The organism is Capnocytophaga sp. CM59 (genome assembly GCF_000293175.1).
GTDB lineage: Bacteria > Bacteroidota > Bacteroidia > Flavobacteriales > Flavobacteriaceae > Capnocytophaga > Capnocytophaga granulosa.
The window spans coordinates 1-18,409 of the sequence record NZ_ALNN01000039.1 but is presented as its reverse complement, the minus strand read 5'-3'; the positions used below and the strand labels follow the sequence as shown (position 1 = coordinate 18,409).

25 protein-coding genes and 1 pseudogene are annotated in these 18,409 nt (G+C 34.6%); 23 read left to right on the top strand and 3 right to left on the bottom strand.

Translation table 11 applies throughout. The annotated features are described in order from the left end of the window. From HMPREF1154_RS09595 to HMPREF1154_RS09525, 18 genes and pseudogenes are all read left to right on the top strand, one after another. Positions 1-396: hypothetical protein (locus tag HMPREF1154_RS09595; RefSeq protein WP_232211991.1), on the top strand; the 396-nt coding region annotated here is incomplete at its 5' end. Beyond that, entirely contained in the window at positions 396-1,055 is a 660-nt protein-coding gene (locus HMPREF1154_RS13770) for a hypothetical protein (protein ID WP_009642393.1), read from the top strand. The genes HMPREF1154_RS09595 and HMPREF1154_RS13770, both read left to right, overlap by 1 nt. Beyond that, positions 1,040-1,483, top strand: coding sequence for an RHS repeat-associated core domain-containing protein (locus tag HMPREF1154_RS13860; RefSeq protein WP_304412039.1), 444 nt, complete (start codon positions 1,040-1,042; stop codon positions 1,481-1,483). Before HMPREF1154_RS13770 ends, HMPREF1154_RS13860 begins: the two co-directional genes overlap by 16 nt. Then, a complete protein-coding gene (locus HMPREF1154_RS09585; RefSeq protein WP_009642397.1) occupies positions 1,449-1,682 on the top strand; it encodes an endonuclease VII in 234 nt (77 codons plus the stop codon). Before HMPREF1154_RS13860 ends, HMPREF1154_RS09585 begins: the two co-directional genes overlap by 35 nt. A gap of 11 nt (positions 1,683-1,693) precedes the next feature. Then, the gene (locus tag HMPREF1154_RS09580; RefSeq protein WP_009642387.1) at positions 1,694-2,044 is read left to right on the top strand and encodes a hypothetical protein; all 351 of its coding nucleotides are present in this window, start codon (positions 1,694-1,696) and stop codon (positions 2,042-2,044) included. Positions 2,045-2,139: 95 nt separating this feature from the next. Further along, positions 2,140-2,301: an RHS repeat protein gene (locus HMPREF1154_RS13200; protein ID WP_009642392.1), complete on the top strand. Its 162-nt coding sequence runs from the start codon at positions 2,140-2,142 to the stop codon at positions 2,299-2,301. A gap of 300 nt (positions 2,302-2,601) precedes the next feature. Further along, positions 2,602-2,889 carry an HNH endonuclease gene (locus HMPREF1154_RS09575; RefSeq protein WP_034567270.1) on the top strand — a complete coding sequence of 96 codons (288 nt, stop codon included), beginning with the start codon at positions 2,602-2,604 and terminating at the stop codon, positions 2,887-2,889. Continuing rightward, positions 2,873-3,310, top strand: coding sequence for a hypothetical protein (locus tag HMPREF1154_RS09570; protein ID WP_009416155.1), 438 nt, complete (start codon positions 2,873-2,875; stop codon positions 3,308-3,310). Before HMPREF1154_RS09575 ends, HMPREF1154_RS09570 begins: the two co-directional genes overlap by 17 nt. Positions 3,311-3,372: 62 nt before the next feature. Next, the gene (locus tag HMPREF1154_RS13845; protein ID WP_304412038.1) at positions 3,373-4,149 is read left to right on the top strand and encodes an RHS repeat domain-containing protein; all 777 of its coding nucleotides are present in this window, start codon (positions 3,373-3,375) and stop codon (positions 4,147-4,149) included. Between the two features lie 22 nt (positions 4,150-4,171). Beyond that, positions 4,172-4,510 (top strand): hypothetical protein, encoded by a 339-nt coding sequence (locus HMPREF1154_RS09560; protein WP_009642382.1) that lies wholly within the window; start codon positions 4,172-4,174, stop codon positions 4,508-4,510. 210 nt (positions 4,511-4,720) lie between these two features. Further along, complete coding sequence (locus HMPREF1154_RS13840; RefSeq protein WP_009642376.1) at positions 4,721-5,515, top strand: RHS repeat domain-containing protein; 795 nt, start codon at positions 4,721-4,723, stop codon at positions 5,513-5,515. A 21-nt stretch (positions 5,516-5,536) separates the two neighbouring features. Then, positions 5,537-6,028 (top strand): Imm26 family immunity protein, encoded by a 492-nt coding sequence (locus HMPREF1154_RS09550; protein ID WP_009416153.1) that lies wholly within the window; start codon positions 5,537-5,539, stop codon positions 6,026-6,028. 232 nt (positions 6,029-6,260) lie between these two features. Beyond that, the gene (locus tag HMPREF1154_RS13830; RefSeq protein WP_304412037.1) at positions 6,261-7,004 is read left to right on the top strand and encodes an RHS repeat domain-containing protein; all 744 of its coding nucleotides are present in this window, start codon (positions 6,261-6,263) and stop codon (positions 7,002-7,004) included. A 9-nt stretch (positions 7,005-7,013) separates the two neighbouring features. After that, complete coding sequence (locus HMPREF1154_RS09540; RefSeq protein WP_009642378.1) at positions 7,014-7,475, top strand: hypothetical protein; 462 nt, start codon at positions 7,014-7,016, stop codon at positions 7,473-7,475. A gap of 52 nt (positions 7,476-7,527) precedes the next feature. Next, positions 7,528-7,671 (top strand): annotated as a pseudogene (locus tag HMPREF1154_RS13740) (RHS repeat-associated core domain-containing protein); the annotation flags it as partial. Positions 7,672-7,731: 60 nt separating this feature from the next. After that, complete coding sequence (locus tag HMPREF1154_RS13535; RefSeq protein ID WP_198004484.1) at positions 7,732-8,073, top strand: AHH domain-containing protein; 342 nt, start codon at positions 7,732-7,734, stop codon at positions 8,071-8,073. A 17-nt stretch (positions 8,074-8,090) separates the two neighbouring features. Then, positions 8,091-8,762 (top strand): hypothetical protein, encoded by a 672-nt coding sequence (locus HMPREF1154_RS09530; protein ID WP_009642383.1) that lies wholly within the window; start codon positions 8,091-8,093, stop codon positions 8,760-8,762. 212 nt (positions 8,763-8,974) lie between these two features. Then, positions 8,975-9,550, top strand: a complete 576-nt coding sequence (locus tag HMPREF1154_RS09525; RefSeq protein ID WP_009642380.1) for a hypothetical protein — start codon at positions 8,975-8,977, stop codon at positions 9,548-9,550. A 393-nt stretch (positions 9,551-9,943) separates the two neighbouring features. On the opposite strand, the gene HMPREF1154_RS09520 is transcribed toward HMPREF1154_RS09525, so the two are convergent. From HMPREF1154_RS09520 to HMPREF1154_RS09510, 3 genes are all read right to left on the bottom strand, one after another. Beyond that, positions 9,944-10,924 carry a helix-turn-helix domain-containing protein gene (locus tag HMPREF1154_RS09520; protein ID WP_034567268.1) on the bottom strand — a complete coding sequence of 327 codons (981 nt, stop codon included), beginning with the start codon at positions 10,922-10,924 and terminating at the stop codon, positions 9,944-9,946. Between the two features lie 128 nt (positions 10,925-11,052). Next, a complete protein-coding gene (locus tag HMPREF1154_RS09515) occupies positions 11,053-12,234 on the bottom strand; it encodes a hypothetical protein (RefSeq protein WP_009642385.1) in 1,182 nt (393 codons plus the stop codon). Positions 12,235-12,245: 11 nt separating this feature from the next. After that, the gene (locus tag HMPREF1154_RS09510; RefSeq protein WP_009642389.1) at positions 12,246-14,621 is read right to left on the bottom strand and encodes a TonB-dependent receptor; all 2,376 of its coding nucleotides are present in this window, start codon (positions 14,619-14,621) and stop codon (positions 12,246-12,248) included. Between the two features lie 570 nt (positions 14,622-15,191). Here HMPREF1154_RS09510 and rplM point away from each other — a divergent pair. The 5 genes from rplM to HMPREF1154_RS09485 all read left to right on the top strand — a co-directional run. Next, positions 15,192-15,647, top strand: a complete 456-nt coding sequence (rplM, locus tag HMPREF1154_RS09505; RefSeq protein ID WP_009642381.1) for a 50S ribosomal protein L13 — start codon at positions 15,192-15,194, stop codon at positions 15,645-15,647. Beyond that, positions 15,647-16,033: a 30S ribosomal protein S9 gene (rpsI, locus tag HMPREF1154_RS09500; protein WP_009642384.1), complete on the top strand. Its 387-nt coding sequence runs from the start codon at positions 15,647-15,649 to the stop codon at positions 16,031-16,033. The genes rplM and rpsI overlap by 1 nt, the downstream gene beginning before the upstream one ends. A 132-nt stretch (positions 16,034-16,165) precedes the next feature. Then, positions 16,166-16,891 carry a 30S ribosomal protein S2 gene (rpsB, locus tag HMPREF1154_RS09495; protein ID WP_009642379.1) on the top strand — a complete coding sequence of 242 codons (726 nt, stop codon included), beginning with the start codon at positions 16,166-16,168 and terminating at the stop codon, positions 16,889-16,891. Between the two features lie 69 nt (positions 16,892-16,960). Next, positions 16,961-17,926, top strand: coding sequence for a translation elongation factor Ts (tsf, locus tag HMPREF1154_RS09490; RefSeq protein WP_009642388.1), 966 nt, complete (start codon positions 16,961-16,963; stop codon positions 17,924-17,926). 180 nt (positions 17,927-18,106) lie between these two features. Next, the coding region (locus HMPREF1154_RS09485) for a transposase (protein ID WP_034567267.1) at positions 18,107-18,409 on the top strand (303 nt) is incomplete at its 3' end.

Here is an 18,409-nt window from a genome sequence, read left to right as displayed (position 1 = left end):
AAATTACTTTTTTTATCTAATAATTCATATATATATAAATTTAATATAGATATATGGATACCTACAATGTTATTTGAACATTTTAAAAACAATCAATTACTGAGAAGATATGAATTAGACATTCAAAACGAATACATAGTTTCTACAGATGAAATTGGAGTTAAAACTGATATAGAAAATTATGATGAGACTTTCATACAAGCTGATAATGGTTATGATATTTTTTATTATCCTTTAGGGGTGGTAAGCAATTTATTACAATGTAAGATTATAGAACTAAAAAAAATACTTTCATTTCCTTGCTCTTTATATAAAATTCCTTTTGAAAAAGTATCAGAACTAAAGGATAAATATTTAATGAATTTAAAAAAATATCCTTTAAGTGCAAAAGATTAGTGGGAAATCTTGCCTCTGCCACCTATAACCAAACAGAGACGATTTATAAAGTTCCTGATGCCGTCGGGAACTTATATAGAACCCCTGACCGCAAAGGGTATACGTATAGTGAGGGCGGCCGACTTTTAGAGTGTCCTGATTGGAAGTACGTTTACGACCTTGAAGGGCAACTAATAGAGAAAATATCAAAGAAGCAACAGCTCAAGCGTTTTAGTCTGATAGTCGAAGAAGACGAGAAACCTGCAACCTTGCGGTGGTTTTACTCGTGGAATGCTAATGGAAGTTTAAAGAGTGTCGCCAACAACGACAGGGTACATTTTGCCTTTGAGTATGATGCCCTCGGTAGGCGCACGGCAAAGATAAACCTCAGTAGCAAACGCATCAAGCGTTTTCTGTGGGACGGAAATGTACCACTCCACGAGTGGGAGTATGACCTAAGCGAGCGACCTAATCTCAGCAGAGATAAGGACAATTTGTTGGTTTACGACAAGGAAGAGCCTATAACAGAAAATCTTATCACTTGGGTGTTTGATGAGAACTCCTTTGTGCCTGCGGCTAAACTTGTAGGTGATAAATCGTATAGCATCCTCACCGACCACTTAGGGACGCCGTATGAGGCGTATGATGAAAATGGGCAGAAGGTGTGGCACGAGAATTAGATCTTTATGGAAATGCTATTGCTGGGGATAGCTCGTTTATTCCTTTCTTATATCAAGGACAATACTACGATGAGGAGATTGGGTTAGCTTACAACCGTTTCCGTTATTACTCACCTGAAAGCGGTACTTATATTAGCCAAGACCCGATAAGGTTAGCGGGTGGGCTCGCGTTTTATGGGTATGTGATGGATTGTAATGGGTGGATTGACCCGTGGGGGTTAAGTTCTGCAGCACTACGGAGAAACTTAGAGGCATCCTATGGAGATAACAAACAAGCTCAACATTTAATTCCAGAAGAGGTTTGGAATGATACTGATAATACTAAATTTTTTAATGACATAGGATTAGGAGATGGTAGAGATAAAAAAGAGAATGGATTAATGATATGGGATAATGAGAAAATGGCAACAGCCAACAGCCAACAATAAAAAATATTATCATGGAGGTTCTCATGCTGATTATAGTCTTCAAGTCGGATTTGAGGTTAGAGATATTAATTTAAGATATAACATTCATGGAGATAAGGATTTAGCAAGAAAAGAGATATCTGAACTTCAAAATCGTTTAAGGACTGAATTAGACGCTGATTTGGATGATATTAATACAAAGGCAAAAAGATTACATTAATTTTTAATTTTATGGATAGTAATATTTTAAAAAAACTGAAGGAACTGGGGAAAATGCCTAATGAAGATTTATATAATGATACACAAGAGATCATTAATTTAGCGCGTAAATATGAGGAACTATTAGAATCTATTGAACGACCTATATCATTAGAGGACGGATACTTTTTATTGTCAATTCTACCTACAGAAAAGTTTTATGGGAATGAGGAAGTAATATCAAGTCTTATAGAATCTATTGAGGTACGTGAAAAAAAGGTTTCTATTGAGGAGTATAAATCTTTAGTAAATTCTTGTACTAATCCGTATGTTAAGGATTTCTTAGATTATGGTGTTGAATGGTTAGAGGAACATATATCTTAGTTTTTATAGGGTAAATTAAGTTCTCTATTAAAGCACCTAAAGATAATAATAACCCAAGGGAAAACCCTACCAGCCAGACGCTTTGGGAATACGATGTGCTAGGGCGTATTGTAGCAGAAACTCAGAATGGGCATCGCATCACCCATCAGTACAATGCTTATGGCAATCGCACAGCGATGGAAAGTAGTTTGGGTGCAAAGCTGCAACACACCTACAATGAGTGGGGAGAGTGGGTAATGTTCCAGATGTGTTGTTAAAATTACAATAACCTACTAATCAACACAATACAAAAGAACTGCCCTACTATTTCCCTTTATACACCATAGAGATAAGCGTTTTTTAAGCCTATAGAGTGCTTTAAATAGTGCGAGGGGAATTATGAATTGTGAATTTTGAATTGTGAATTTTGAATTGGGCACGAGCTACAAGCTCGCGCCAGCGGGGGGAATAATCCTAATTTCTATGGGTATACCTTTGATAGTAATATCGAGGTGGATGTTTCGGGACTTTATGATACCGTTTATTTTTCTAACCCTATAAAACAAGTAATTATCAAAATGCAAGGAGATAGAGAACTTGATTATAAAGAGGCAAATAAAGCAGCAGAGATTAATGGAAAAAGAGGAAAGCCTACAATTAAAGCTCATAAAGATAATTATGGAGATGTCGTATGGCATCATGTAGGATATGATGAAAAAACAAATTCATGTATAATGCAATTAGTTTATACCTCAGAACACAAAGCAAAATTACCTCATGAAGGAGCTGTTAAACAATTTGAAATTGGAGTTGATACTAAAGCTGCTAAAGATAAAGCAAAAGAATTGAATGAAAAATACCATTAGAAAAATGAGAGAGACAAAAATTAAGTTTGATAAAGATCTTTCAAAAGAAATTTTTATTAGGAAAATAAATAAGAAAATTAGACTAATCTTATCTGATGATTTGGACGCTTCAGAAGAGAAATTAAGTGATAGTTATTGCAAAAAAATAGCTGATTTTATAGATAACTTTTCAAAATGGTACAATAAATGTATGGATGCTGTTAAGGAATGGGGTGAAAATATTTATCATATAAATATAGAATATGATGAGATAAAACTATTAAAAATTTTCATTCTGTTTGAACAAAATGAATGTGAATTATTCGGATTAGGATTTAGGACAGAGTTTGATATTGAACATGGTTGCGGCATTAAAATTAAAGTAGAAGATGGTAATTATAACATTGTAGAGATAGGTACAGCTGACATTGCTTTTTGCTAAAATAATATATCATCTATGACCTAAGTGAGCGACCTAATCTCAGTAGAGATAAGGACAACTTGTTGGTTTACGACAACGAAGAGCCTATAACAGAAAATCTTATCACTTGGGTGTTTGATGAGAACTCCTTTGTGCCTGCGGCTAAACTTGTAGGGGATAAATCATATAGCATCCTCACTGACCACTTGGGAACGCCGTATGAGGCGTATGATGAAAATGGAGAAAAGGTGTGGAGTGCTGAGTATGACCTCTATGGCAATATACATACCCTTGAGGGTGAGAAAGGATTTATACCATTCCGCTACCAAGGGCAGTATGAAGATATTAAAATAGGGTTGTATTACAATCGTTTCCGTTATTACTCACCTGATTCAGGTACTTATATTAGCCAAGATCCGATTGGGTTGGCAGGAAATAATCCTAATTTCTATGGGTATACCTTTGATTGTAATACTGAGGTGGATGTTTGGGGGTTAGTTATTGTGTATCGTGGTATCCATCCCAAACAAAAAGAAGCTGTAAAGAATGGCACAAATATTCAACCTAAAGATATTAATGCTAATTATAGTATTCAAGAACATGTTGACGATGGAAATTTAAATACTCAATATATATCTACTTCTAAAGATATAAAAAGAGCTGAATTTTATAATCATTCGCTTATTATAGCAATAGACACAGATAAGATTGATCCTGAAAAAGTTATAGATATATCAAATGGTATTGACCCTCAAACAGGTAAAAGATTAAAAGGTAAAGCTTATTACTATGCTACTAAAGATATAGAAGTTCTAATTGATGGTGAAATTCCTAAAGAGGCATTATACAATAGTAAATAAAGATCATTAAAATATACTTGATATGAATAATTATTTTGATCAGTTAGAAAAAATACAATGTACTTTCTCAATATTAGATGAAGTATCTTATGAAACAAGAGAAGAAGCAGAGGAAGGTATGAAAAAATATGAAGAATTAATGGATAAAATTGTGCAAATTATAATAGAAATACTTGCTGATAAGACTTCTTCAAATTCAGTTTATAAAGAAGCTGTAAAATTATTAGGAAGTAAAATAGGATGTGCTGATGATGTACAAAAATATGGAGATATTATGAAATCTTTCTATGATGAAGGTAGAATAACACAAGGGCAATTATCCTTTTTTATTGAAAATATGAATATAGGAAGATGGATATAAATTTATAAAATTGAAGTTCATTTTGCCTTGGAGTATAATGCAGTTGATAGTCCTGCGAGCTGGCACAGCGGCAGTATGTGAGTAAGCACAGCAAAGATAAACCTCAGTAGCAAGCGCATCAAGCGTTTTCTGTGGGACGGAAATGTACCACTTCACGAATGGGAGTATGACCTAAGCGAGCGACCTAATCTCAGTAGAGATAAGGACAATTTGTTAGTTTATGACAAGGAAGAGCCTGTAACTGATAACCTTATCACTTGGGTATTTGATGAGAACTCCTTTGTGCCTGCGGCTAAACTTGTAGGTGATAAATCGTATAGCATCCTCACCGACCATTTAGGAACGCCGTATGAGGCGTATGATGAGAATGGGGAAAAGGTGTGGGCACGAGAATTAGATCTTTATGGGAATGCTATTGCTGGTGATAGCTCGTTTATTCCTTTCTTATATCAAGGACAATACTACGATGAGGAGATTGGGTTAGCTTATAACCGTTTCCGTTATTACTCACCTGATTCAGGTACGTATATTAGCCAAGACCCGATAAGGTTGGCGGGGGGACTGGCGTTTTATGGGTATGTATTCGATTGTAATGGGTGGATTGATCCGTGGGGGTTAGAAAATGTGTATGTTGTGTATCAAGCTCCTGTTTTAGATGCAAATGGTGTACCAACAGGAGAAATATATACGGGAAGAACAAAAGGTATAGGGAGTAAAGATTCTACAGAAGATATTTCAAGAGCATTAAAAAAACGTAAATCAAACCATCACAGAAAAGATATAGGAAGCTTAACTCCTGTTTTTGTAACTGACAACTATAATGCTATGAGAGGTGGCGAACACTATTATATACAAGTAGAGAAAAAAGCTGGAACAGCAGCAGATCAAATTAATGGAATAGCAGATAGAAATTTTGGTATAGATAAAAATGGGAATGCAAAAAAAGGAAATAGATATATGGATGCCTTTTATGCAGAAAATCCAGATTTAGAAAAACTTCACTAATAAGTACAAAAAGATAATATTATGTCAAAGAGAAAAAAATATGGCAACATATATGAAATAAAAATGCCCAATAATAAGTATGCATACCTTTGTTTAATAAGAGAATGTGGTTTTGGTATTTTTGATTATTCCTCAGAAATACAAACTAATAATATACAAGAACTTTTGATAAAAGGATTAAAAATTTATAAATTTGGCAAAGAAACAGCAATCAATAAAAAAATATGGACATTGGTAGGGTATGTTGATTTACAAAAAGAAAATATAAAATGGCCAGATTTAGCTATTTTTATGCCACATAATAAGTTACGTTTTATAAAAGAGTCAAAAATTATGAGTGTAAATGAGGGAATAGTTAAAGTAAAAACTGATGAATATTTGTCTTTGGTCAAAAAAGGTTATATTAATGCTTTTTTTGATAATTATAGGTATTTTGAGCTTTGGCTAAGTAATAATATAGAAAACTATCCAGAAGGAGAAAATATTTTTCCTTTACCTGAAGGATATAATTAGGTAGCTGTGGTCCTATTCTTGGAATACTAATATAGAAGTTTAAAAGAGTGTCGCCAATAACGACAGGGTACATTTTGCCTTTGAGTATGATGCCCTCGGCAGGCGCACGGCAAAGATAAATCTCAGTAGCAAGCGCATCAAGCGTTTTCTATGGGACGGGAATGTACCACTTCACGAGTGGGAGTATGACCTAAGTGAGCGACCAAATCTCAGTAGAGATAAGGACAACTTGTTGGTTTACGACAAGGAAGATCCTATAACAGAAAATCTTATCACTTGGGTGTTTGATGAGAACTCCTTTGTGCCTGCGGCTAAACTCGTAGGTGATAAATCGTATAGCATCCTCACCGACCACTTAGGAACACCTTATGAGGCGTATGATGAAAATGGAGAAAAGGTGTGGGAACGAGAATTAGATCTTTATGGGAATGCTATTACTGGGGACAGTTCGTTTATTCCTTTCTTATACCAAGGACAGTATTATGATGAGGAGATTGGGTTAGCTTATAACCGTTTCCGTTATTACTCACCTGAAAACGGTACTTATATTAGCCAAGACCCGATAAGGCTAGTTGGGAATAACCCTAATTTCTATGGGTATACTTTTGATTGTAATACAGAGGTGGATGTTTGGGGGTTAACGATTGGAGATAGAACATTTAAATATGTAATTCAACAAGGGGATTCGAACGGAGGGTGGGTGCATATTGATCTAAGACATGTCAGTGGAGGGCACTCTAGAGGTGAAGGTGATTTATTTACGAGAGGTACAACAAGAGATCATTTGGAAAAAGCTGCAAATAAAATTGTAAAAAAAGGTAAAAGAATAACTAAGGATATAACTAAGAAAATGCAATCTTTTGAAATGAAAATCAAAATAAAAGGAAATAAGAAAGAGCTTGTCAGAGTTTATGTTGACACCATTGAAAAGAAAATAATTATAATATTCCCTGCTAGAGGAAATGGAAATCACTAAAAATATTATATGACTATTAAATTTGATATTACATCAACATACGATGAAAAAATTTCTGAATTTGAATTAGGAGATATAACTATTCAGCAATCGGAATTTATTATAACAAGCAAAAGGGACAAGGCCCCCTATCAAAATTTTATGCTTTTCCCTACACTGACTAATTTTCTGTATAGTCTGAGAGATAGCATTTCTAAAAATCAAAAGAATATTACGTTTACAGCGTTAGATTCTTCTTTTGAATTTCATTTAGAAATTTATAAAGATATGATTATTTTAGATAAGAAAATAGAAGTCCCTCTCAATATTTTTTTGAATACTGTATATGGAGCTTCAATGAGTTTATATTTAAATTATAAAGGAAAAGTAGATAATAGTAATGGTATTTTAGATGAATTTAAAACAGAATTAGATAGTTTTAAAAAGAATTTTATTCTAAAAGTGAGTTTTTTATCAATAAGGGGCGTATGATGAAAATGGGGAAAAGGTATGGGCACGAGAATTAGACCTTTACGGGAATGCTATTACTGGGGACAGTTCGTTTATTCCTTTCTTATATCAAGGACAATACTACGATGAGGAGATTGGGTTAGCTTATAACCGTTTCCGTTATTACTCACCTGAAAGCGGTACTTATATTAGCCAAGACCCGATTGGATTAGCAGGGAATAATCCTAATTTCTATGGGTATACCTTTGATTGTAATACTGAGGTGGATGTTTGGGGGTTGGATATCCATCATATAATTCCTAATGAAATTTATAAAGAGTTTCGTTCTGATTTTAAAAAAATTAGAAAAGATGGGTATATACAAAACAGATCTACAAAAGCAAAAGATAAAACAAACTTAAGAGATTTAGACAGACCTTTTCATGGTAATCATCCTCAATATAATGATTATGTGAGAAAGCGTCTAAAAAAACTTAAAAAGAAAGGAAATTTTAATATTACAGAAATCAAAAAATTACAAGATGAATTAAGAAAGCATATAGATGATGCCCTAAATTCAGATATGAATTTAAATGATTATTTTAAAGAAGGGAAACATAAGAAAAAGAATAAACATTAATAGTAAAAGTATACATTATGAAGTTTTATAATATAGATATTAACTTAGATCCTAAAATAACAGGAAGAAGAAATGGGAGTTTTGCAGTTGAAATAAAGAAAAACTCATTTGAAAAAGATGAACATAAAGAATATTTCAACAGCTTTTTTGATAGCAACAGTAACGATATAAAAAGGGTTCGTATAGAAACATTCCAACAATTTGATCTAAAAAATTGTCCAAATGTCATCTATTTCCCTATGACTAAAAGTATTAAGAAATTAGATTTTATGTATTACGCTCCTTATGAATTAGGAATTGACTTCTTAATAAGCGAAAAGGTTGTAGATATTATATCTGCATATAAATTACCTATTCACAATAAAATTCCTGTAAAAATTGATACTTTTGATGAAAAATATTTCTTAATAGGTTTTCCTGTATGGAGTTCCAAAGTTCTTGATTTTCAAAAAAGTACATTTTATTATCAAGATAGAGATGTATTCTCTTTTTCAAATTATGAAGATTATGAGAATTTTGACTCTGAATATGGAGATACAACAAAAATAGATTTGTATCTAAGGAACAAAATAGAATATGATATAATTTCTATAGATGAAGCTATTTTTTTTAGTGAAAAGATTGTTGAAGAATTAAAAGAGAATAATGCAACTGGGTATAGAATCGTTGATGGAATTTTAAATATATGATACTTACCTAACATAGAATTAACGAATGATTTTCATCCGATACTTTAGGGCGGGATTGGGAAGCGGTTATCAGCAGTGGGGAGAACCTGCATCGCCACTATGCACCACTTCCTGATGAGGAAGAACTCACTGATATTCCTTTAGAAAGGACAGCACTTTACCTATTTTCCACAAAAATACACAATAGATTATAAACATAGATATAAGGAATAATGAGCGTTTTTTTAATCTTGATAAGTATTTTATTATTTTCTTGTGAAGAGAGTAAAAAGGTAAAATCTAATTTTACTAAGAATACTTTTGTTACTGAGAATGAAAGAATAAAAGTTAATGATTCTTTACCTCTTTTAAAAGACTTTCTATTACTTGAAGATGAATTGCTACAAGAGGACTTGTTTAAAAAGATAGATTTAGTATCTGCTATTCATTATCCTATGTATAAAAAGAAGGATATTGTAAATATAACTCCTAAGATGTTAGACAGATACCTATATGACATTAATCGATTAGATTTGAAGGATAGCATCATCTCTTATGATATAACTAAAAAAGAATATCATCATAAAATGATCCATAGAGAGATGCAAAAATATAAGACCTCTGATTATAAAAATATTATTTATGTAGAGGCTTATCCTAACAAGACTTTTCGACTGGTTATTAATTATTCTTATACTATCCAATTTGGAAAAGGTGAAGAACCAATTAGCGTAGAATCTTCAATATCCTATTCTTTCAAGATAATTAATAGAAAGATAGAGGAATTTGATATACAAGAATCAGGATAAAGCATATCACATACTCTCCTTCAAGTACTTTGGGGATTTTTCCTCATCACGTTGAGATATAGGACATTAGCTTCTTTGATGAAGCCTACTTAAAAAAGGTGAGTTTTACATGAAGGAGAGGAGCTATAATCAATAAAAAAATAGTATGAGTTAGGTGTAAAACAAAGTTCGTGCGAGTAGGGTATGTGTGACAGTTAATTCTTTTTTTCAAATACAAAATTACTAATTTTTTGGAACTCTTATTTTTTATAGAAAAAGTTTAAACGACTTCATTTCTTGTAAACAAAAAGACATCACTCTATATTATTTGATATATAATATCTTTTTTCTAAGTTTAGTTGATAGTAAATTTAAAATTGATATTTGTTAATTTTTATTGCATTTTAGTAAAACTTACAAAGAGTCAAGATATTGCTTAGGTCTTATCTTGTGATATTTGCAGAAAGCTTCCGTGAAGTGGCTGAGATTGGCATATCCGACTTTATAACCTACTTCTGATACCGAGTAGAGGTGGGTAGAAAGCAGTCGTTTTGCCCATTCCATTTTTTCAGATAGGGCATATTCAGCGATGGCTTTTCCGATAACCTGCTTGAAACATTTCTGTAATTTGGAACTGCTCATATTGGCTTCATGCGCCAATTTGGAAATACTCGGTACATTACTGAGACTTTGAAGAATCTGACGACGAACACGGAATACTGATTCAACATCATTTAGGTTTAGGTTGGTAAGAGACTTTACTTCCGAACGTTTTTCGAGCTTTTCAAGAAACATAGTCAGTAATTCCATAGATTTCTCATGCAAGTGAAGCGTTGAAAAAAGATTTTCTATTTCAATGATAGACTTAATATTATCCAAGACTTGCTGCATTGCAGGTGTAATAGTCTCAAACAAATAAAAAGCCTTGTCAGATTGGAGAAGCCGTCCGATATAAGTTTCATTTGCAGTATCAATCTTTTCAATCCATTCCTTATTGAAAGTCAGTGTAATATTTTCATATTGTTTTTTCGATGGAAAACTCCACTCAGTTGGGATGTTGCTTGAGGGCATGAAGATGCCATCGAGTGTATCTATTCCGACTGTTTTTGTACTCGTTCCTATTATCTGCTCGTGTTTATGCTCGTTGATATAAAACATGATAGGAATCCATTTCGAATTTTCTACTGAGCGACGTATCATAGTTATCGGTTCATATGTCACGAAACGGATATAAGTTAGCGTTAGCCATGATAGAGGATAATACTGTTTGAAAAAACCACTACCAATAGAAGGAGGAATGGTAAATTTATCGTTTATTACTGATGTGTCAAATTGCTCAGCAACCATTTCCATCCAATCTTCAGGTTTGTTGATGGCACAAAATTCTATAGTCATTATTATTAATATCTTCTTGCAAAATTATAAATAAATACGGATAAAAAGTTGAATTGTAACAAATTTTTATCCGTATTACTCTTTAAAAAAGAATTAAAACTTCGTAAAGGAAGTTTTTTGATAGGAGTTTACTCAAAAGAGACTAAACTTGAAGGAATTCCTATGGAAGTAACAATGGGAGATTGTGAACATTCACCTGTTTTAGTATTGTAGGTGTAATAACCTGTACCATTGTTACATGTCATTCCGAAGACGATAAAGTCCTTGTAACGAGTTATAGCAAAAGAACCATTACTATCTGTCATTGGCAAATCGAGTTTTTCGATAGTTTTGTTCCAAATGTCGATTTTTACGGGCTGGAAATCTTTCTTCAGTATTCCAAATTCTGTATCTGTTACTTTCACGCAACTATACACAATACCATTACCTGCGTAGAAAGACTTTATCATATACTGTCCGGTTTTTTCTATTCCCTTTATGGTTGTTTTCGATAGGTTGAACAGATAATCGGTATCCCACTTGTCACTTCCCTTGCGGATACGTAGGAAACCTTCCTTATCAGCAACGTTGAAGTTGTCGCCTGCACTGTAAAAGTAGATGTCGCCTCGCTCGTCTATGAATGCGTCAGAATGGCGAAACAATCCGACAATACTTGTGCGATTGTCCTTGATAACTTCTGATTTTTTGGTCTTGAGATCAATGATAGCTACCTCTGCTCCAGTTCCAGGTACAGAGGTGATGAGAGAATTAAGTTGATTGAGGGCAACATACATCTTTCCATCACGAATGACATTACAACCAGGATCAGGGTTGTTGTCTTGAATTGCATAAGCCGAGAGGTCAATTTCATCTTCCTTTTGCAAAGTGGTGGTATTGATTAATGCAATTTTTCCACGTCCATGCAAAGCTACATATGCTCGTTGTTCGTCAACAAAATTGATTTCTCCAGGTTGAGCCATCTGTTCAAAAGTCATTGTACCTGCTTTTATCAGTTCTCCATGGGTACCCCTTGTAAACTTATGTATCTTATCTCCAAATTTTCCTTCGGGTACAAGCACTGTATTTCCCTTAGCAAAGAGATAGCAACCAAAACCGAATTCAAACGACTTTTTGTTGTCGGTAGTTTGAGGAGTCAAATCACTAAATGTCCCTACGTAAGCACTTCTATCCACATGATGTACAAAGGCGAAATGCTGTTGCTCCTCTTGAGGGGTAGTCGTAGGTTCGTCATTTTTGGTACAAGATGCCAGCCCTATGGAGCCGACCAGCATAGCAGAAAAGGCTATGCGATTGAAAATAGGTGTATTCATTATTTATTAAATTAAAAAATCTCTTTTGAGAAAACATATCTAAATTTAAGATGGAATGTCCGTCCTGCCAATGGCTGGCGAAACTGATCCCAAACTTCTTTATTCATCATATTATGACATTCCAAAGCTACAGAATATTTGTTTTTGTAAGTCAATAATAAACCTATGTCATTGACGAAACTACGAGGAATACGTCGTTTCTGCAACTCTGTGAGTTCCCAAAAGTAGAAGAACTCCTCGGTGAATTTTCCATCCCAAAAAGCCTTAATATGCCAATTCTTGAATAATTGGTCTCTGTGATACTCTGCTCCAAAGTTAGCGAACAGATAGGGAATGTTTGGTAGTCTTAATCCTTTTGTTGGATTTGGAGCTTGGGTGCCAGGTAAATAGTTCAAAACATCTCGCAAATCCTGATAAGTCAGGTTTCCGTAAGCATAGACCGTCGGTGTTATATCCAGTTTCAATTCGGTCTCTATCCCTTTGATATGTACCTTTTCTGCATTCACATATCCGGCTGCCATATGTTGTTTCATCAGTTTTATCATATCGCTTACTTGCATATAAAAGCCGTTTACTTCAAATTGTAATCGTGACAGTCCGAATATATCGTTTTTATCTATCAGGAAGCCTAGATTGAAATTGTGGCTTTTCTCAGGTTTCAGTCCGGCAGCAGGAAAGGTGATGATACCATCGCCGAATAACTCTTGCGAATTAGGTAGGCGTATAGCCCGTTGGTAAGATACCTTCAGGTGAAAGCCTCTGAACGCTTCGTACTTCATTGCTTCTATCCAGCCAATTTGCGATGTTGTATTGTTCTTTTTTTTGGGGGCTTCTATCATCTCGTATGAAGTCAGATCCTCTATTTGGGAATGGAGATGGAAATACTTTGCTGAGAACATATTTGTCAGTTTTCTGTCAAAAAGTTTCGTATCCCAAGTTAATCCAGAGATAACACTGGTCTTTTTGCTAGGAAATCCTCCGATGACAAAACCAGCATGTTGACTCGCAATCTCATCATTTGGTTGTCTTTGGGCATAGTTGATAAGTGTGTTCAGGTTCAAACTTTGATTGGCTGATAATTTATAATCGAAATTGATACGTTCATTGATTTCCAAGCTTTTGTCATTTGAATTATGAGGAACCTCTCCCGTTTCTCCCATTCCGTTCGGGCTTGGATATATGTTTCCTTCGAAATCGTAATTAACTTGTGCTATATCTACAAAATTATTTGTCATATGTGAGAGAGAAAGATGAGATTCTAGGTTAAGGCGATCGTTTAATATTCCACTTTTTATCAGTTTGTTTTCTAACATAAACATACCTGATTGGTTTTCGGCATGTTGTATGTTTTTTAAGATACCTTGGATTTCATTGAAACGATTGTAGTAGCCAAACTCAGTACTAATCTCATCAAACCAAAGTTTCGTAAAAGCAATTTTCCCCTTAAGCATATATGATTGGAAACGGTCATGGTCGCGTTTTACCAATAGATTTTCTCTTTCAGGAACTCTGAAAGAATAATCATTTTTTGCGGTAGTATAATAACCTCCCATTCCGATTAAAATGCCACTCTTTGGAAAATTTTTACGAGAGAAGACACTTCCTTTGTGTGTTTGGTAAGAACCAAACTCATACGAGGCATCTAAATAGTCTGTACTAAACTCTTTTGTAACGATATTAATGGCACCTCCCAATCCATCACATCCAAAACGAGCGGGAATGATACTCTTATAAACTTCTATTCTTTCTATAATGTCTATCGGAATTTCATCAAGAGAAAAAGCTCCGTCAGAATTACTCATAGGTATTCCGTCCCATAGAATTTGAATACGGTTGCCTTCCAATCCATGAACAATAATTCTCGAACTGCTTCCTAAACCGCCAGTCTGTCCAACTTTTAAACCTATTGTTTTATTTAAAACGGTTTCTAACGAAATAGATCTGCCTTGAAGCTCTTTTGCATCTATCACAGAAACAGCCTCTGGTGACTCTCTAAGAACTTGTGCTCTTGTTTTTCCAACTATAACTACATCCGCCAAATCTATTGGTTCAGGGAATAGTTTTAAGGTATAATACTTCCGATTTGTAATAATTGTATCAATAATTGTTTGGTATCCTACAAAACTTACCATAAGCATAAGTTTTTGATTGCTTGGTGCACTTAGTCTTGCAATACCCTTATTATCTGTAGTCGTACCATTTGTATATGCTGGAGCATTTAAATTTTTCCATTGTATAGTGGCAAATTCTATACTATTCCCATTTTCTGCATCAATAATTTTTATTTCAATAGGTTGCAGTTGTGCAAACATAGAGTAAGACCATAATAATAGAAAGCTAAGAATAGACATTCTTTTATATAAAGGGGCTATTGAATTGATAGACATATCTTATTTGTTTGTGAAATTCTGTGCAAAGGTACTTATTTGTTGATCAAATAAATACCCCTATTGTTTACACTTATACCCCTATTGTGTTTTTATATACAAGTTGTTGTTTTCAAGTAGTGTAGTACTCAACAATATGTCTACTATACCTTACTTAAAGAAGGTAATATCATAATTGTACCTTCTTATTCTCTCTCTTCTTTGAGGCTATAGGCATATCTTTTCCCTTGTTGTTTCAGTGTATAAGCAACATCATATGAAAAAATATTGAACTTTGATACTTATACTCCTGCTTATAAGGCCCTATATATTTGTTCTATCAAATAATTCTAGAAAAACTATTATACTTATGGTAAAATAGCCTCTTGTCAATATCTTAATAATCAAAGGAGGAATTTGGTTTATTAATACTGCTGAGGCAACATATTATGATGTATTCCATTTCGAAAAAAAAATAAAAAAAATAAATTTGCAGATTTGATAAATTGTTGTACCTTTGCACGCTGTTAGAAATACCAATAAATCAGGGTACTAACACAATTAGGAATGTTTAATTAAAATAATTTAAGTGTGGACACATTAAGTTACAAAACACGCTCAGTAAATAAGCAAGCTGCTGAAAAACAGTGGGTTGTGGTAGATGCTGAGGGCCAGAAATTAGGACGTCTTGCCTCCAAGGTTGCCAAACTCCTCAGAGGTAAGTACAAGCCAAGTTACACCCCCCATGCCGACTGTGGGGATAATGTAATTGTTATCAACGCTGAGAAAATAGAACTTAGCGGACTAAAAACCGACACTAAGGAGTATCTTCGCTATACTGGATACCCTGGCGGACAACGTATTCAATCTTTCAAACAGGTACTCTCTAAGTTCCCTGAACGAATCATTGAAAAAGCAGTAAAAGGTATGCTCCCTAAAAACAAATTAGGTGCTGCTCTTTTCCGTAACCTTAAAGTATATGCAGGGGCTACTCATAACCATGAGTCTCAAAAGCCTGTTTCTATTAACCTAAATGACCTTAAATAATGGAAGTAATTCACAAGATTGGACGTAGAAAAACCGCTGTCGCTCGTATCTATTTGAAAGAGGGAAGTGGTGTGATCACCGTTAACAAGAGAAATTTGACTGATTATTTCAATACCCCTACCCTTCAGTATAAGGTAAAACAACCTTTTGCTTTGCTTGGCATCGAGGATACTTACGATGTGAAAGTAAATGTATATGGTGGTGGTATCACAGGACAAGCCGAAGCCATCCGCCTTGCCATCTCTCGCGCGCTATGCGAATTGGACGTGGAAAACCGCGCAGTGCTTAAGCCTGAAGGCCTTCTTACCCGCGACCCTCGTATGGTAGAAAGAAAGAAATTCGGTCAGAAGAAAGCTCGTAAGAGATTCCAATTCTCAAAACGTTAATATTTTATCTAAAATCATTTATTTATTGCCGTATTCCCCTCTTGAGGAAGTTAGTTTAGCATCCAAATACTATGGGACAAATAATCACCATGTATTGCTAACTCTTAATACGGAACGTAAACTATTAAAAAAATGGCAAATTCAATAGAAGTAAAAGACCTATTAGAAGCTGGGGTGCATTTCGGACACCTTACCAGAAAGTGGAACCCTAATATGGCGCCATATATCTATATGGAAAGAAACGGTATCCACGTGATTAACCTATACAAAACGGCTGCTAAGATAGAAGAAGCCAACGAAGCACTTAAGAAAATCGCTGCTTCTGGCCGTAAAATCCTCTTCGTAGCTACTAAGAAACAAGCTAAGGATATCGTAGCTGAAAAAGCTACTTCAGTGGCTATGCCTTACATCACTGAAAGATGGCCTGGTGGTATGCTTACCAACTTTGTTACCATCCGTAAGGCTGTGAAGAAAATGTCATCTATTGACAAAATGAAAAAAGATGGTACTTACGATACCCTTTCTAAAAAAGAAAAACTACACATCACCCGTCTTAGAGAAAAACTCGAAAAGAACTTAGGCTCTATTGCGGATATGACTCGCCTACCTGCTGCACTTTTTGTAGTAGATACTCTCAGAGAACACATCGCTGTCAAAGAAGCTCAAAAATTAAACATTCCTATCTTCGCTATGGTGGATACTAACTCTGACCCTCGTGAGGTAGATTACGTAATCCCTGCCAATGACGATGCGTCTCGCTCTATAGAGAGAATCCTTACTTATGTAGTGGAAGCTATCAAAGAAGGTCTCGAAGACAAAAAAGTAGAAAAAGCAGAGGAAAAAAATACTGAAAACTAAAATTATTAATTCATAAAGTGATTATTTATAGCTTTAAATAATCACTTTTTTAAAAAAATATACGAGAATATGTCAAAAATTACTGCCGCTGAGGTAAACAAACTTAGACAAGCTACAGGTGCTGGTATGATGGACTGCAAAAATGCCTTAGTAGAAGCTGAAGGGGATTTTGATAAAGCCATCGAAATACTTCGTAAAAAAGGACAAAAAGTAGCTGAAAAACGTGCCGACAGAGATTCTTCTGAAGGAGCTGCTATCGCTAAAGTAAATGCAGCACATACCAAAGGTGCTATCATCTCTCTTAACTGCGAAACTGACTTCGTAGCCAAAAATGAATCTTTCGTAGCCTTGGCCAATGAATTGGCTGAATTGGCGCTTAACTATAATGACAAGGAATCTTTCCTTGCAGCTCCTTTCCAAGGTCTTACTGTAGCTGATAAACTAACAGAACAAACAGGGGTAATCGGTGAGAAGATCGAGATTGGCCAGTTTGAAACCTTAGAGGGTAACTATGTGGATCTCTATATCCACGCAGGTAATAAGATTGCTGCCTTAGTTTCGCTTTCTGCAGCTATCGATAAGGCTCATGAGGTAGCTCGCAACATATGTATGCAGGTGGCTTCCATGGGGGCTATCGTACTCTCAAGCAAGGATTTTGATCCTGCTTTCGTAGCTAGCGAAACAGAAGCACGTATTGCTGCTATCGTAAAAGAAAACGAAGAGCTTCGTCGCCTTGGAAAAACTGAAAAACATGTACCTAAGTACATCTCTGCCCTTCAGCTTACTCCAGAAGTGCTTAAACAAGCCGAAGAAGAAGCCAAAGAAGAACTCAAAGCAGAAGGTAAACCAGAAAAAATATGGGATCGTATCCTTCCTGGAAAAGTACAACGCTTCATTGACGACAATACTACCCTTGACCTAGAAAAAGCACTACTTGACCAATACTACATCAAAGATGAAAGTAAGAAAGTAGCTGACTATGTAAAGGGATATAATGTAGAAATCACAGGATTCAAGAGAGTTTCTCTTGTATAATAGTCTCTCCATATTTTAATTATATATAAAGTAGAAGGAGTTTCCTTAAGTAATTAGGGAAACCCTTTTATTTTAGTTGTTAGCGATTAGTTGTTAGTTGTTAGTGATTAGTTGTTAGTGATTAGTGTCATGTCCTGAAATAGATTGACAAGTATAAATCTTAAAACAAGTATAAAAGGCATGACAAAGAAGCAGAAAGCATTAGTTCGGTACAGTGATTGCTTTAAGCTAAGTATCGTTGAAGAGATCGAGAAAAATGGATTGAGTATAGAAGATTGTCGTCGTAAATATGATATAAAAGGCGGCTCTACAATTCAGAATTGGCTCGAAAAATATGGAAAGAATCACCTATTAAACAAAGTTGTACGCGTGGAAACAAAAGATGAAGTAAGAGAAATTGAGCTACTTAGAAAAGAATTAGCAGCTTTAAAGAAAGCTTATGCAGAATTAGCATTAGAGAATAAAGTCAATCAAACAGTTATT

Excerpts from the sequence above, each read along its gene's own strand:
- HMPREF1154_RS09585 (WP_009642397.1), top strand. The coding sequence starts at position 1,449 with ATGAGAAAATGGCAACAGCCAACAGCCAACAATAAAAAATATTATCAT.
- HMPREF1154_RS09580 (WP_009642387.1), top strand. The coding sequence starts at position 1,694 with ATGGATAGTAATATTTTAAAAAAACTGAAGGAACTGGGGAAAATGCCT.
- HMPREF1154_RS09575 (WP_034567270.1), top strand. The coding sequence starts at position 2,602 with ATGCAAGGAGATAGAGAACTTGATTATAAAGAGGCAAATAAAGCAGCA.
- HMPREF1154_RS09570 (WP_009416155.1), top strand. The coding sequence starts at position 2,873 with ATGAAAAATACCATTAGAAAAATGAGAGAGACAAAAATTAAGTTTGAT.
- HMPREF1154_RS09560 (WP_009642382.1), top strand. The coding sequence starts at position 4,172 with ATGAATAATTATTTTGATCAGTTAGAAAAAATACAATGTACTTTCTCA.
- HMPREF1154_RS09550 (WP_009416153.1), top strand. The coding sequence starts at position 5,537 with ATGTCAAAGAGAAAAAAATATGGCAACATATATGAAATAAAAATGCCC.
- HMPREF1154_RS09540 (WP_009642378.1), top strand. The coding sequence starts at position 7,014 with ATGACTATTAAATTTGATATTACATCAACATACGATGAAAAAATTTCT.
- HMPREF1154_RS09530 (WP_009642383.1), top strand. The coding sequence starts at position 8,091 with ATGAAGTTTTATAATATAGATATTAACTTAGATCCTAAAATAACAGGA.
- HMPREF1154_RS09525 (WP_009642380.1), top strand. The coding sequence starts at position 8,975 with ATGAGCGTTTTTTTAATCTTGATAAGTATTTTATTATTTTCTTGTGAA.
- HMPREF1154_RS09520 (WP_034567268.1), bottom strand. The coding sequence starts at position 10,924 with ATGACTATAGAATTTTGTGCCATCAACAAACCTGAAGATTGGATGGAA.
- HMPREF1154_RS09515 (WP_009642385.1), bottom strand. The coding sequence starts at position 12,234 with ATGAATACACCTATTTTCAATCGCATAGCCTTTTCTGCTATGCTGGTC.
- HMPREF1154_RS09510 (WP_009642389.1), bottom strand. The coding sequence starts at position 14,621 with ATGTCTATCAATTCAATAGCCCCTTTATATAAAAGAATGTCTATTCTT.
- rpsI (WP_009642384.1), top strand. The coding sequence starts at position 15,647 with ATGGAAGTAATTCACAAGATTGGACGTAGAAAAACCGCTGTCGCTCGT.
- rpsB (WP_009642379.1), top strand. The coding sequence starts at position 16,166 with ATGGCAAATTCAATAGAAGTAAAAGACCTATTAGAAGCTGGGGTGCAT.
- tsf (WP_009642388.1), top strand. The coding sequence starts at position 16,961 with ATGTCAAAAATTACTGCCGCTGAGGTAAACAAACTTAGACAAGCTACA.